This is a genomic window from Tepidiforma flava (genome assembly GCF_027594505.1).
GTDB lineage: Bacteria > Chloroflexota > Dehalococcoidia > Tepidiformales > Tepidiformaceae > Tepidiforma > Tepidiforma flava.
Map to the genome: position 1 here is coordinate 581,116 of NZ_CP115149.1, position 13,122 is coordinate 594,237.

Below are 13,122 nucleotides of genomic sequence, written 5' to 3' on the forward strand. Positions count from 1 at the left end.
GGGGCACCCCGACCCGGAAGGAGAGACCCGTGGAGTTTTGCCGGTACGAGAAGAAGGGCCACGTCGTGACCATCACGATCACGCGGCCGGAGGTGATGAACGCGCTGCACCCGCCAGCCAGCCATGAGCTGGACCAGGCGTGGGACCAGTTCGCGGCGGACGACGATGCGTGGATCGCGGTGCTGACGGGCGAGGGCGACCGCGCGTTTTCGGCGGGGAACGACCTGAAGTACACGGCGGAGGTCTCGCGGCTGCCGAAGGAGCAGCGGCCGAACCTGGCGTGGCCGAAGGGCGGGTTCGGCGGCATCACGAACCGGTACGACCTGTTCAAGCCGATCATCGCGCGGGTCAACGGCTTCGCGCTGGGCGGCGGGCTGGAGATGGCGCTCGCCTGCGACATCATCGTGGCGGCGGAGCACGCGGAGCTGGGGCTGCCCGAGCCGCGGCGGGGGCTCATCGCCGGGGCGATGGGCGTCCACCGGCTGCCGCGGCAGCTGCCGCTCAAGATCGCGATGGGGTACATGCTTACGGGCCGACACATCCCGGCGAAGCGGGCCGCGGAGCTGGGCCTCGTCAACGAGGTGGTGCCGCTCCACGAGTTGGACGCTGCCGTGGAGCGCTGGGTGGAAGACATCCTCGCGTGCGCGCCCCTTTCGGTCCGGGCCACTAAGGAAGCGGCGATGCGCGGCCTGCACCTGAGCCTCGAGGAGGCGGGGGCCCAGCGGTACGAATGGGAGATGCGGCGGCGGACGAGCGAGGACGCGCTCGAAGGGCCGCGGGCGTTCGCGGAGAAGCGGGCCCCGAACTGGCAGGGGCGGTAGGCGGCCGGGCTCAGGCGGAGTAGCGGGCGGCGAAGTCGGCGTCATCCAGCCGGGCGCCGAACCGCCGCTCGCTCACCGCGAGCTCCATCCGGGTGAGCTGGGCGAGGCCTTTGCGCGTGTCGCTCGCGACGCGGGCGCGGTCCTGCGATTTCAGGCGGCGCTTGAACAGCCAGTAGGTGAACGCCTTCCAGTCATCGAGGGCCACGTCGCCGGTGAGGAGGCTGCCCGTTTCCTCGTAGTGGAGGGCGAGCAGCTCATCGCGCGATTTGCCGTAGATGCGCTGGTACATGGTTTCATCGACGCGCTCGTCGAAGCCCCAGACCCGGCTCCGCACCTCTTTGTGGATCTCCTCTTCGACGGAGAGCTGGAGGGCTTCTTCGACGAGGACGCCGTAGAGGTAGTTCAGGTGGGCGCTGTGCTTGGCGGGCCCGATGCGGCGGGCGAACTCGGCGTCATCGATATCGAGGTCGGCGGGCCAGCGGTTTTGCCAGAGGAGGGCGTCGCGCGCGGCGGCGGGCACGAGGTCAGCGGCTTCGTCGAGGAGCCGCTCAGCGAGGAGGAGCCAGTCGAACGCCTCGCCGGCGATGAGGTAGCGGTAGCGGCGGCCGCGGACGATTTCTTCGGGGATGCGCCAGCGGGCGACGGCGTCGAGCAGGGCTTCGAACCAGTGCTGGCCGCCGGCGATGGCCTGGCGCATGCGGAGGACGATTTCGTCGGGCGCGGGCAGCGGGCGGCCGTCGAGGAGGTCGCCTTCGAGGACGGGAGCGGGGCCGCCGGCGGTGGACATCGTGTCGATGGTAGCACGGGGCCGGGGCAGGCCCGAGTTCAGGCGCCGCGCCAGATTTTGCGGCGGTCCCAGCAGCGGGCGCAGACGGAGGCGGGGCGTTCGATGGTGACCCAGCCCTGGCGGAAGGGGTACATGCGCTCGCGGATGTGGTCGCCGCAGAAGTGGCCGCGGCAGAGCGAGCATTCGTGGGCCGGGTGGGGGCCGCAGCCGTCGATGCCGCAGAGGCCGGCCCGGTTGCGGGCGGCGACGGCGGCGCGGTAGGCCTGGTAGGCGACGAGGTCGTCGCGCTTGGCGCGGCAGCGGCTGGCGGTGCAGACGGCTTCGTGGCCTTCGCGGTAGTAGGTGTGGCGCGCGCAGAAGGGCCGGCCGCAGTACTGGCAGGTCTCTTCGGCGAGTTCGGCGCATTTCGAGAAGCGGCCGCCGAGCCGGCAGCGCTGGCCGACGATCATCCCCATCACCGCACGGTGGATAAGGGCCATGGTGCGCCTGCGGCGGCCGGGCGGTCAATCGGCGAGCCAGGCGCAGGCGCCGGGGCCTTCGGGGACGGCGTACCGGGCGGCCACACGCCAGGAGGCCATTTCGAAGACGGTCACGGCAGCGGCGCCGTTGGACGCCACGGCGAGGTAGGCGCCGGAGGGCGAGACGCAGAGGCCGTCGGGCCGGGGGGGTACGTCGAGGCGGCGCACGACTTGGCGGCGCGCGAGGTCGACGATGGCGACCTGCCCGGCATCCTGCAGCGCGACGGCGGCCATCCCGCCCCCGAGGCCGAGGATGCGGACCGGGCCGCCGCCGAGGTGGACGGCGCCGGCCGGCTGGAGGGTCGCGGGTTCGAACAGGTGCAGGGTGCCGCCCAGGTAATCGGCAGCGAGCAGGAGCCCATCGGCGGCGGCGAGGCTCTCCGGGAGGCGCCCGGACGCGGCGGCCGCGCCGCCGGAAGGCCGAACGGCTTCGACCCGGCCGGCGCGGGCGGCGGCGACGTAGGGGACGCCGTCGGCGAGGGCGACGGCGTGGGGGGTTTCGCCGGTCGCCCAGCGCGCAATTTCGGCGAGGGAGGCGGCATCGAGCGCGACGAGCGCGTTCGCGTCATCGAGCGTGACGTAGAGGACGCCGGCGGCCGGGTCGAAGGCGAGGCCGTGGGGCCGGCCCGGGAGGACGACCCGGCGGAGGATGCCGGGAGCGCGCGGGTCGAGCTCCACGAGGGCATCGGCGCGGGTGAGCGTGGCGTAGAGGCGGGCGCCGCGCACCTCGAGCTCGTGGGGCGCGGCCGGGAGGGCGAGCGCGCGCGTTTCGCCGCGGGCGAGGTCGAAGAGCGTGAGCTGGCCGCTGCGGAGGCTGGCGACGGCGAGGATGCCCTCGGCCGGGGCGGGCACCGCCGGCTGGCGCTGGGCCTGCCGCGAAAACGCGAGAATCGCCAGGAGCATCACCGGGAGGACGGCGAGGCTGGCGAAGCGGTTGAAGCGGCCGAGGGAGGAGTGGCGCATGGCGTGGGGGAGGCCGGGGGCGGGGGAGGCCGCCCGCCCCCGGCTGGAGCGAGGGTTAGCGGATGATGTTGACGAGGTCCTGCAGCATCTGGTCGCCCGCGGTGATGACGCGGGAGGAGGACTGGAACCCGCGCTGGGCGAGGATGACGCTGGTGAACTGCTGGGCGAGGTCGACGTTGGAGGATTCGAGAGTGCCGGTGCTGACGGAGCCGCGGCCGTTGGTGTTCGGCGCGCCGATGATCGGTTCGCCGGAGTTGGAGCTGGGCGACCAGAGGTTCTGGCCCATGCGCTGGAGGCCGCCGGAGTTGACGAAGCTGGCGAGCGCGAGCTGGCCGATGACCTGGTTGGCGCCGTTCGAGTAGATGCCGGTGATTTCGCCGGTGGAGCCGACGGCGAAGGAGACGAGCGCTCCGGCGGGGGCGCCGTCCTGGCTGGAAACGTTCAGCTGGCTCTGGCCGGCGAACTGGGTGAGCGACGAGAAGTCGATGTCGAACGCGAGCGGCGTCAGGGCATCGCTGGGGAGCGTGGCGAGGGAGAAGTTCAGCAGGCCGTTGGCCGGTGTCTGGAGGGTGCCGTTGGAGTTGTCGAACACGAGCTGGGCCGGCGTCGGGGTGACCTGGACGTCCGGGGTGGAGTTGTTGGCGTCGTCGTCGTAGAAGGCGAAGACGTCCCAGGTGTTGGCGGCGGAGTTCTTGCGGAATTCGAGCTTGAGGGTGATGGCGTTGCCGAGGGAGTCGTAGACGGTGAGGGTGGAGCCGACGAGGCCGGTGGCGGGCGGGCCGGCGTTGTAGGTGGGAGTGCCGGCGTCGAGGTTGCCGGCCATGACGACCTGGCTGGTGGCGCGGGCGCTGATGCGGGTGCCGAAGGGGATGGAGAGCGGCACGAGCGGGCCTTCGGTATCGACGACGCCCATCGCGTTCGCGCGCCAGCCCATGACCTTGAGGCCGGTGACAGGGTTGACGAGGTTGCCGGCGACGTCGATGTCGAAGGCGCCGTCGCGGGTGTAGTAGTTGCGCGTGCCGTCGGAGACGACGAAGAAGCCGTCGCCCTGGATGGCGAAGTCGGTGAGCTTGCCGGTGCTCTGGAGGGAGCCCTGGGTCATGATGTTGTCGATGCCGCCGAGCTGCATGCCCAGGCCGACCTGGGCGGGGTTGGTGCCGCCGCGGCCGCCCTGGGGGCTGCTGGCGCCCTTGATGGTCTGGCCGAGGATGTCCTGGAAGGTGACGCGGGAGGACTTGAAAGCGATGGTGTTGACGTTGGCGATGTTGTTGCCGACGACGTCCATGAAGGCCATGTGGTTCTTCATGCCGGAGATGGCGGAGAAGAGGGCTCGCATCATGGTGGGTACTCGATCCTTTCGCTACCGGGGTTTGCGGCGGGTGGTGGTGCGGGATCGGGCCTCCGACGCGCGGACCGGCCCGGTACTGCCTAGGCGATGACGACGGAATCGATGTTGGTGAAGACGTTCTCCTTTCCGCGGGTGGTGTCGAGAGCTGTCACGACCGTGCGGCCGGGGACATCGACGATGACGGCGAGGTTGTCGAGCATGACGACGGTGTTGCGGGCGCCTTTGCTGGCGGCGCGGTCGATGGCGGCGTCGAGGCGCTGGAGCTTCGGCGCATCGAGGCCGAGGTCGCGGCGCTCGATGCGCTTCGCGGCGTGGTTCGAAAGCACCAGGCGGGCGCTGGCGCGCTGGAGGAGGTCGCCGAAGGCGGCGCCCGCGGGGGCGGCGGGCTGCGGCCGGGGGGCGGGTGCTGCGGCGGGGCCGATGGGGGCGGCGCGGTCGATCACGGCTGCTGCACCTGGGCGACGGTGAAAAGGTCGACGACCTTGCCGCCGACGTAGAGGAAGGGGATGCCGGAGGCATCCATGACGACTTTCTCGACGACGCCGGTGACTTCGCGGCCGGCGTTGGGCAGGTCGGCGGCGGCGGCCACGACACGCTCGTCTTCGTTGACGGCGACGCGCTCGGGGGAGGTGAGCTTCGCGAAGGGGCGGCCGAACTTCTCGCGGGCGACGAGGTCGCGGGTGATGGCGATGGCATCGACCTGTTTGCCGGTGATGGTCTTGCCGATGAGGCCGGCGGCGCTGGTGAGCTCGGTGAGGCCCTGGAGCGCCTTCATGCCGGAGGCGACGGCGCGCATCTGGTTGAGGGCTTCGAACTGGGCCATCTGGGCCATCCAGTCGGAGTCCTTCTGGGGTTCGAGCGGATTCTGGTTCCGCATCTGGGCGATGATGAGCTTCATGAAGTCGACCTGGCCGAGCTCGTTGGAGGGCGCGCCGGTCGAGGGCGTGTAGGTGGCGTTCTTGAGGCCGGTGACGGGGTCGATTTGCAGTCCTGCCATGGGGCGGGCCTCCTAGACGCGGTAGAGGAGCGAGCCGTCGGGGTTGTAGGCGGCGCGCAGGCGATGCTGGCGGGCGGCGGCAGCCGGGTCCTCGATGCCGAGGATGGCGGCGAATTCGCCGTCGCGCGGGGCGGGCCGCTGCGGACGGGGCTCCGCCCAGCCGCCGGCCTCGCCCTGGCGCGCGCCGAGACCGACGTTCAGGCCGGCGAGGTTCATGCCGCGCTGGCCCAGGAGCGAGGAGAGGTCCGCGGCCGCGTCGCGGAGGAGCTGGACGGCCTCGGGGGTCTCGGCGTGGACGTCGACATGGACGGCGTCGTGCCGGGCGTGGAGGCGGATGGTGATTTCGCCAAGGCCGGCCGGCTCCAGGCGGATGCGGGCCTCGCCGCCGCCGGCTTCCACGCGTTCGATGACGGCGGTGGCGACGGCATCGAGGTTCTCGATGGCCGCAGGCGGCGGTTCGGCGGCGGGGGGCGGCTCAGCAGCGGCGGACGGCGCCGGCGCCGGGGCCTCGCGGGGCTGTGCGACGGCAGAGGCCGGGGCGGCGTGCTGGATGGCCGGCTCGGCGGCGCGGGGGAGGGGCCGCTCGCCGGCGGGCCGGCGCTCCTCGCGGAGGACGGCGCCCGGCGGAAGCGGGAGCTCAGGGTCGGCGGGGGCGTTCCCGGCGGAGCGGACCACGCCCTCGGCGGCGGCTGGTTCGGCGGCGGGCGCTTCGGCCGGCACACCGGGCGGTTCAGCTGCCCTCGCTTCGGCGGAGCCGGCGGGGGCGGACGGTTCGGCTGTGGCGGGCGCGGCATCGCCGGCCGCCGCAGCGGGCTCGGCGGGCAGCGCAGCGGCCGTCTGTTCAGACGCGCGGCCGGCACCCGGCGCATCCGCCGCGGAGCCCGCGGGGAGCGGGAGCGCTCCCGGGCCCGTCTCGCCCGGCGCGGGGGCCGCGGACAATCGAGCGAGCGGCGCGGGGGCGGGCGCCTCGCCGGGGGCGGCCTCGGCGCGCGGCGCGGAGGCTGCAGGGACCGGGAGGCCCGGGGCCGCGGCGGCGGGCAGCGGAACCGCGAGGAAGAGCGCGGGGACGAGGCCGGCCGTATCGGCGGCCGGGCCGCGCTTCGGGAGCGGCGGCATGGCCGGGAGCGGCGCCCCGCCGTCGGCCGGGGCCGCTTCGAGGGCGGCCAGCAGGCCGGCGAAGAGGTCGGCGGGGGGCGCCTGGCCGTCGCCGGCGGCGGCGAGCCCGGGGGCTTCGAGCGAGGCTGGCGGGAGTTCGACGACGAGTCCCATCAGATCTGCATCCGGAAGATTTCCTGGTAGGCCTCGACGGCCTTCGTTCGGACCTGCGTGGCGAGGGAGATCGCCAGGCTTTCGGCTTCGACGGCGAGCATGACGTCGTGCAATTCGACGTCCTGGCCGGTCGCGAGGGCGTTGACCTTCTGGTCGGCGTTGTCGCTGATGGCCTGGAGCTGGCCGAGCGCGCGTCCGAGGAGGTCGGCGAACCCGGCGGCCGGCGCGGCCGTCTTCGCCCCAGTCTGGGCGAGGGGGAGCTGGCTCTGAATCGGTGCGATATCCACGGGAACCTCCGGGGAGCGCGGATTGGGGGCGGGGAAACCCCTGAGCGGACTATCTGCTGGTGATATCGAGGGCGCGGAGCGCCATCTGCTTCATGGCGTTCAGGACGGTGACGTTGGCCTGGTACGAGCGGTTGGCGGAGGTGAGGTCGGTCATCTCCTGGACGAGGTCGACGTTGGGCATCTGGAGGTAGCCGGTTTCGGGGTCGGCGTCGGGGTGGGAAGGGTCGTAGACGGTGCGGCCGGGGGTTTCGGCATCGACGGCGACCTGGGTGAGGACGACGCCCATCGAACCGCCGCCGAGGAACTTGCGGATGACGCCGGAGAAGGGGAGGGCCGGGTCGCCGGAGGCGAAGCGGACGACGCGGCGCTGGTAGGGGCCGCCCTCGGGGGTGGCGGTCGTATCGATGTTGGCGACGTTGTTGGCGACGACATCCATGCGGACGCGCTGGGCGGCGAGGCCGGAGGCGGTGGAGGCGATGGCGCGGATGAGGCTCATGGCGGTGCTCCTTAGCCGGTGATGGCGGTGCGGATGTTGTTGAGCTTGCGGGAGAGGACGCTGGCGGCGGCCTGGTAGCGCATCTGCGTCTCGGCGAGGAGGACCATTTCCTGGTCGACGTCGACGGTGTTGGCGTCGAGGCGGCTGGTAACGAGGAGCTGCTGCGGGTCGAGGCCGAGCTGGCCGGTGCGGCGGGAGGGCGCGGCGATGTGCCGCGGGTCGGTGACGGCGAGCTGGCTGGAGTGGCGGCCGAAAGCGCGCTGGAGCTCGGTCTCGAAGGTGACGTCCTGGCGGACGTAGCCCGGGGTATCGATGTTGGCGATGTTGTTGGCGATGGCGCCCTGGCGGCGGCCGAGGCCGGCGAGCCAGGCGGTGACCTGGGCGATGCCGCGGTCGGCGATGGGGTTCATGCGGGCTCCTCCGTGGGGATGGGCTGGCTGCGCCAGCGGGCGGCGACGAGGTCATCGAGCTGGCGGGCGGCGGCGCGGGCGCGCTCGAGGCGCTCCTCGGCCTGGCGGCGTTCGAGCAGCAGTTCGAGGGCGCGGCGGTCGCGGCGGCGCTCCATCAGGACGGCGCGCTCTTCTGCGACGTCCTCGTCGGAGTGGGCGAGGGCGGCTTCGCGGGCGGCGATGTCGCGCTCGAGCCGGCGGAGGTAGGCCGCGCCGGCGAGGGCGTCGGCGATGTCGAGCGGGCCGGCCGGGGGTTCGGCCGCGAAGAGGTGCTCGCGGCTGGCGCGCGCCTCAGCGAGGGCGGCTGCGCGGCGCTCGCGGAGGGCGATGGCCTCGGCGAGTTCGCGGCGCTGGACGAGCTCGGCGAGCTCACGCTGCCGGATCAACCGTTTCAGCCGTTTCGATGACAGGCTCACCGGTCACCTCCTCGGGGTCGATGTAGCGGAATGCCGGGTTGGCGGGGACATCCGCCCCGGCGGCGAATTCGGGGTCGATGGCGAACAGGGCCGCGAGCGCCTCGTCGAACGACGGGCACTCGTCGGCGCGCTGGCGGAGGAAGGCGTTGATGGCGGGCAGAAGTTCGAGCGCGCGGTCGACGAGCGGGTCGGCGCCGCGCGCGTAGGCGCCGATGGCGACGAGGTCGCGCGCGTCTTCGTAGGCGGCGAGGAGCTGGCGGAGGCGGCGCGCAGCCTCGCGGTGGGCGGGGCTCGCCACCCGGTCCATGAGGCGGGAGACGCTCTGGAGGACGTCGATGGGCGGGTAGTGGCCGGCCGAGGCGAGGGCGCGGCGGAGGACGATGTGGCCGTCGAGGGTGGCGCGAGCGAGGTCGGCGATGGGCTCGTCCATGTCCTCGCCGTCGACGAGGACGGTGTAGACGGCGGTGATGGAGCCGCGGGCGCCGGGGCCGGCGCGCTCCATGAGGTGCGGGAGCATGGAGAAGACGGACGGCGGGTAGCCGCGGGCAGTCGGCGGCTCGCCGGCGGCGAGGCCGATTTCGCGGCGGGCCATGGCGACCCGGGTGAGGCTGTCGAAGAGGAGGAGGACATCGGCGCCTTCGTCGCGGAAGCCCTCGGCGATGGCGGTGGCGGCCCGGGCGGCGCAGATGCGCATCGCGGCCGGGTTGTCGCCGGTGGAGGCGACGACGACGCAGTTGCGGAGGGCGTCGCGGCCGAGGTCGTGTTCGATGAAGTCGCGGACTTCGCGGCCGCGCTCGCCGATGAGGGCGATGACGGTGACATCGGCGCGGGTGCCGCGGGCGAGCATGCCGAGAAGGGTGCTCTTGCCGACGCCGGAGCCGGCGAAGATGCCGACGCGCTGGCCGCGGCCCAGCGTGAGGAAGCCATCGACGGCGCGGACGCCGCTGGGGAGCGGGCGGGCGATCGGTTCGCGATCCAGGGGGTGGGGCGGCTCAGCGGAGGCGGCGACCCAACGGACCCCGGCGGGCGGTTCGCCGCCGTCGATGGGCCGGCCGAGGCCGTCGAGGATGCGGCCGAGGAGGGCGCGGCCGACCGGGGCGAGCGGCGGGGTGCCGGCGGCATAGACGCGCGCGCCGGCGGGGAGGACGGCCCGTTCGAGGAGGGCGAGGTGGGCGATGCCGGGCGCGGAGCCGGCAGCCTCGGCGGCGACGGGCGCGCCGGAGGGCGTTTCGATGAAGACCAGTTCGCCGGGCTGCAGGTTGATGCCGGCGGCAGCAGCCATCTCGCCGGTGCTGTGGAGGAGCGTGCCGGTGCGGCGGTAGAGGGTCGCGCCCGAGACGGCGCGGATGACGGATTCGAGGGCGGCCGTCACGGTTCGCCCCCGGCCGCGCGGCGGATGGCGAGCTCGGCGAGGTCGAGCCGGGCATCGAGGGTCGCATCGATGGTGCCGCTGCGGAGGTCGACGATGCAGCCGCCGACGCCGATCGCGGCATCGGGGCGGACGTAGGCGCCGAGGTCGCCGAGGGCAGCGGTGACCCCGGCTTCCACTGCGGGGTTGACGCGGATGCTGAGCAGCTCCTGCCCGGCCGCAGCGCGGACGGCCTCTTCGCAGGCGGCGGCGGTGAGGGCCGGGTCGGCCTGGTAGGCGAGGCCGACGATGCGGCGGACGGCGAGGACGACGGCCTCGGCGAGGAGGCCGGAGGCGGAGGCGGCGACCTGGTCGCGGATGGCGCGGCCTTCGCGTGCGGCGGCGCGGAGGAGTTCGAGGAGGTCGCGGGCCTCGGCCTCGGCGCGCGCGAGCCCGTCCCGGTAGCCCTGCTCGGCAGCCGCGGCAGCGGCGGCGGCAGCTTCGGCGGACGAGCTGCCCCGGATGCGGGCGGCTTCGGCCTCGGCGGCGGCGATGATCTCGGCGGCGCGGGCTTCGGCGGCGGCGATGACCTCGGCGGCGGTCGCGACGGGGGCATCGACCGGCACCGCGGGGGAGCTGGCGCCGATGACGAAGACGTCGCTCTCGGCGCGGGCGCGGGCGGAGCGGATGACGCGGGGCGGCCTAGCCGACCAGTTCATCGTCGCCTCCGCGGGAGATCACGATTTCCTCGGCTTCATCGAGCCGCCGGATGACTTCGACGATGCGCTGCTGGGCTTCTTCGACCTGGCGGAGGCGGACGGGGCCGGAGGCCTCCATGTCCTCGCGCAGCATCTGGGCGGCGCGCTGGGACATGTTGCGGAGGATGCACTCCTTGACGGCGTCGGAGGTGGCCTTGAGCGCGAGGGCGAGGTCGCGGACCTCGACTTCGCGGAGGATGCGCTGGATGGAGCGGTCGTCGAGGGTGGCGATGTTCTCGAAGACGAACATGCGCTTCTTGATCTGCTCGGCAAGCTCAGGCTCGTTCTCTTCGAGGGCCTCGATGATGGTTTTCTCCGTCATGCGGGAGGATTGCTTGAGGACCTGGACAAGGACTTCGATGCCGCCGACGGACTGGGCCTGGCGGGAGGGCTGGAGGACGGCGCTGAGCTTGCGGCGGAGGACGGCCTCGACCTCGTTGACGATTTCGGGGTTGGCGCGGTCCATGAGCGCGATGCGCCGGGCGACATCGGCAGCGAGTTCGGGTTCGAGGCCGGCAAGCACCTGCGCGGCCTTGTCGGGCTGGAGGAAGGAGGTGAGGAGCGCGATGGTCTGGGGGTGCTCCTGGGCGAGGAAGTTGACGAGCTGCTGGACGTTGAGGTGGCGGAGGAAGCCGAAGGGAACGGTCGGCGAGGTGGCGGAGAGCCGGTCGATGAGCTCGGCAGCCTTCTCTTCGCCGAGGGCGAGGCGGAGGAGCTCTTCGGCGTAATCGAGACCGCCGAGGGAGATGACGTTGCGGGCGACGGCGGCTTCTTCGAACTCTTCGACGACTTCCTTGCGCTGCTCGGGGAGGAGCTCGCCCATGGCGGAGATCTCCCAGGTCAGGCGCTCGATGTCCTCGTCCGAGAGATGGCGGAGAACCTCGGCGGAGCGCTCCTTGCCGAGGGTGATGAGGAGCGCTGCGGCTTTGCGGCGGCCCTTGAGCTTCTCATCCTTTGCGACCATGGCCCGTTACTCTTCCCTCATCCAGGTTTGGACGACGTCGGCGACGGCGCGGGGGTTCGCCTCCGCGAGGCGGAGGACGCGCTCTTCGTGGGGGTCGGGCGGCGTTTCGAGGACCGGGAGGTCTTCCTGCGGGGCGGCGCTGGGGAGGGCGGCGAGGGCTGCAGCGGCGCCGGCGGGCAGGGCCTGGGGCATGACCGGGGCCGGCAGCCGGAGCTGCCGCTTCGAGAGCGAGCGGAGGAGGAGCATGACGAGGATGAACGCGAGGATGACGGCGAGGATGGGAATGAGGAGCTTGAGGTATTCGAAGTAGACGGCGAGGCCGCCGGGCGTCTCGCCGATGAGGTCGGCGCGGGCGCTTTCGTCGAAGGGGAGGCGGGTGACGCTGAGGATATCGCCGCGGACCTGGTCGAGGCCAACGGCGGCGGCGACGGCGCTCGTGATGGCGGCCTCCTGCGCTGCGGTCACGCTCTCATCGAGGACGACGGAGACGCTCAGGCGCTGGAGCTTGCCGGGCGCCTGGATGGTGGTGGAGGAGGTCTTCGGCACCTCATTGTTGGTGGTGGTTTCGGTGCGGGAGTACTGGGAGTTGCCGTTGGCGGTGGTGTTGGCGCCGCCGCCGGTGCCGCCGTTGGCGCCGGTGCCGGGGACGTTGCCGACGTTCAGGTTCGTGCCGGTGAAGGTCTCTTCGACGGTGGTTTGCGAGCGGGGGACGGCCTGCTGGGGCGTGCCGTACTCGTCTTTGACCTGGGTGACCTGGTCGAAGTTGAGGCTGGCGCGGATGGTGACGGCGGAGCGGCCGGGCCCGACGATGCGGGCGAGCACATCGGCGACGTCGCGCTGGAGGGCGAGTTCGTACTGGCGCTGGAGTTCGAGCTGAGAGGCGGTGGCCCCGGCGGAGAAGCTGCCGCCGAAGGTCGCGCCGTCGAACAGCACGCGGCCGGAGTCGTCGATGATGGTGATCCCCTTTTCGCTGAGGCCTTCGACGGAGTTGGCGACGAGGTTGGTGATGCCTTTGACCTGCTCGTCGGTGAGGCGGGCGCCGGGCTTCAGCTGGAGGAGGACGCTGGCGGTCGCCTCGTGCTGGTCTTCCTTGAAGACGGCCTGCTTCGGAATGGAGATGTGGACGCGGGAGGCTTTGACGGCGTCGAGGGTGTTGATGGAGCGGGCGAGTTCGCCTTCGAGGCCGCGGCGGAAGTTGACCTGCTGGACGAAGTCGGTGGCGCCGAAGTTGGTCTTGTCGAAGATTTCGAGGCCGACGGCGCCGCCGGAGGGGAGGCCGGCCTGGGCGAGCTTGATGCGGACCTCGGCGACTTTGTTGGCCGGGACGGCGATGGCGGAGCCGCCGGCGCGGAGCTGGTACGGGATGCCGAGCGATTCGAGCTCATCGGCCATGGCGGCGCTGTCCTCCGGGGCGAGGCCGGAGTAGGCGGTGACCATCTTCGGGCTGGAGGAGGAGAGGAAGAGTACCCAGACCAGGACGAGGCCGCCGATGCCGACCGCGGCGAGCATCACCTGGCGGCTGCGCGGGAGCGCGTTCCAGCGTTCGAGCCATGGACCGAGCGGCGAGGACTGCAGGTTCCCCATGCGGTGCTCCGGGCGGTAGTGCTCCGAAGGTAGCGATGGGGCTCGCGGCTCCGCATCGGGGAGTCACCGATGCGCGGGTGGCGTTCCCGTGAAGTCTGGGGAGAAAACCCTGATCCT

16 protein-coding genes are annotated in these 13,122 nt (G+C 72.4%); 1 reads left to right on the top strand and 15 read right to left on the bottom strand.

Annotation, left to right across the window (positions count from 1 at the left end; genetic code table 11):
• The first annotated feature begins 29 nt into the window (after nucleotides 1-29).
• Complete coding sequence (locus tag O0235_RS03690) at nucleotides 30-821, top strand: enoyl-CoA hydratase-related protein (RefSeq protein WP_270057184.1); 792 nt, start codon at nucleotides 30-32, stop codon at nucleotides 819-821.
• Between the two features lie 10 nt (nucleotides 822-831).
• Here the strand turns inward: O0235_RS03690 and O0235_RS03695 are convergent, their stop codons facing one another.
• The 15 genes from O0235_RS03695 to fliF form a co-directional block, all read right to left on the bottom strand.
• The gene (locus tag O0235_RS03695; protein WP_270057185.1) at nucleotides 832-1,608 is read right to left on the bottom strand and encodes a hypothetical protein; all 777 of its coding nucleotides are present in this window, start codon (nucleotides 1,606-1,608) and stop codon (nucleotides 832-834) included.
• Between the two features lie 38 nt (nucleotides 1,609-1,646).
• Entirely contained in the window at nucleotides 1,647-2,087 is a 441-nt protein-coding gene (locus O0235_RS03700; protein ID WP_270057186.1) for a hypothetical protein, read from the bottom strand.
• A 24-nt stretch (nucleotides 2,088-2,111) separates the two neighbouring features.
• Nucleotides 2,112-3,089: a YncE family protein gene (locus tag O0235_RS03705; RefSeq protein ID WP_270057187.1), complete on the bottom strand. Its 978-nt coding sequence runs from the start codon at nucleotides 3,087-3,089 to the stop codon at nucleotides 2,112-2,114.
• Between the two features lie 55 nt (nucleotides 3,090-3,144).
• Nucleotides 3,145-4,428 (bottom strand): flagellar hook protein FlgE, encoded by a 1,284-nt coding sequence (locus tag O0235_RS03710; RefSeq protein ID WP_270057188.1) that lies wholly within the window; start codon nucleotides 4,426-4,428, stop codon nucleotides 3,145-3,147.
• A gap of 89 nt (nucleotides 4,429-4,517) precedes the next feature.
• Nucleotides 4,518-4,880 (bottom strand): TIGR02530 family flagellar biosynthesis protein, encoded by a 363-nt coding sequence (locus O0235_RS03715; protein WP_270057189.1) that lies wholly within the window; start codon nucleotides 4,878-4,880, stop codon nucleotides 4,518-4,520.
• Complete coding sequence (locus O0235_RS03720) at nucleotides 4,877-5,434, bottom strand: flagellar hook capping FlgD N-terminal domain-containing protein (protein ID WP_270057190.1); 558 nt, start codon at nucleotides 5,432-5,434, stop codon at nucleotides 4,877-4,879. The genes O0235_RS03715 and O0235_RS03720 overlap by 4 nt, the downstream gene beginning before the upstream one ends.
• Before the next feature lie 12 nt (nucleotides 5,435-5,446).
• Nucleotides 5,447-6,703: a flagellar hook-length control protein FliK gene (locus O0235_RS03725; RefSeq protein WP_270057191.1), complete on the bottom strand. Its 1,257-nt coding sequence runs from the start codon at nucleotides 6,701-6,703 to the stop codon at nucleotides 5,447-5,449.
• Nucleotides 6,703-6,990: a flagellar hook-basal body complex protein FliE gene (gene fliE, locus O0235_RS03730; RefSeq protein ID WP_270057192.1), complete on the bottom strand. Its 288-nt coding sequence runs from the start codon at nucleotides 6,988-6,990 to the stop codon at nucleotides 6,703-6,705. The genes O0235_RS03725 and fliE overlap by 1 nt, the downstream gene beginning before the upstream one ends.
• Nucleotides 6,991-7,039: 49 nt before the next feature.
• Nucleotides 7,040-7,486, bottom strand: a complete 447-nt coding sequence (gene flgC / locus O0235_RS03735) for a flagellar basal body rod protein FlgC (protein WP_270057193.1) — start codon at nucleotides 7,484-7,486, stop codon at nucleotides 7,040-7,042.
• 11 nt (nucleotides 7,487-7,497) lie between these two features.
• Entirely contained in the window at nucleotides 7,498-7,896 is a 399-nt protein-coding gene (gene flgB, locus O0235_RS03740) for a flagellar basal body rod protein FlgB (protein WP_270057194.1), read from the bottom strand.
• Nucleotides 7,893-8,321, bottom strand: a complete 429-nt coding sequence (gene fliJ / locus O0235_RS03745) for a flagellar export protein FliJ (protein WP_270057195.1) — start codon at nucleotides 8,319-8,321, stop codon at nucleotides 7,893-7,895. Before fliJ ends, flgB begins: the two co-directional genes overlap by 4 nt.
• Entirely contained in the window at nucleotides 8,305-9,723 is a 1,419-nt protein-coding gene (locus O0235_RS03750; protein ID WP_270057196.1) for a FliI/YscN family ATPase, read from the bottom strand. The genes fliJ and O0235_RS03750 overlap by 17 nt, the downstream gene beginning before the upstream one ends.
• On the bottom strand, nucleotides 9,720-10,418 hold the full coding sequence (locus tag O0235_RS03755; RefSeq protein ID WP_270057197.1) for a FliH/SctL family protein: 699 nt from the start codon (nucleotides 10,416-10,418) through the stop codon (nucleotides 9,720-9,722). Before O0235_RS03755 ends, O0235_RS03750 begins: the two co-directional genes overlap by 4 nt.
• Nucleotides 10,402-11,421 (bottom strand): flagellar motor switch protein FliG, encoded by a 1,020-nt coding sequence (gene fliG, locus O0235_RS03760; RefSeq protein WP_270057198.1) that lies wholly within the window; start codon nucleotides 11,419-11,421, stop codon nucleotides 10,402-10,404. The genes O0235_RS03755 and fliG overlap by 17 nt, the downstream gene beginning before the upstream one ends.
• Before the next feature lie 6 nt (nucleotides 11,422-11,427).
• The gene (gene fliF, locus O0235_RS03765) at nucleotides 11,428-13,005 is read right to left on the bottom strand and encodes a flagellar basal-body MS-ring/collar protein FliF (protein ID WP_270057199.1); all 1,578 of its coding nucleotides are present in this window, start codon (nucleotides 13,003-13,005) and stop codon (nucleotides 11,428-11,430) included.
• Nucleotides 13,006-13,122 lie beyond the last annotated feature (117 nt).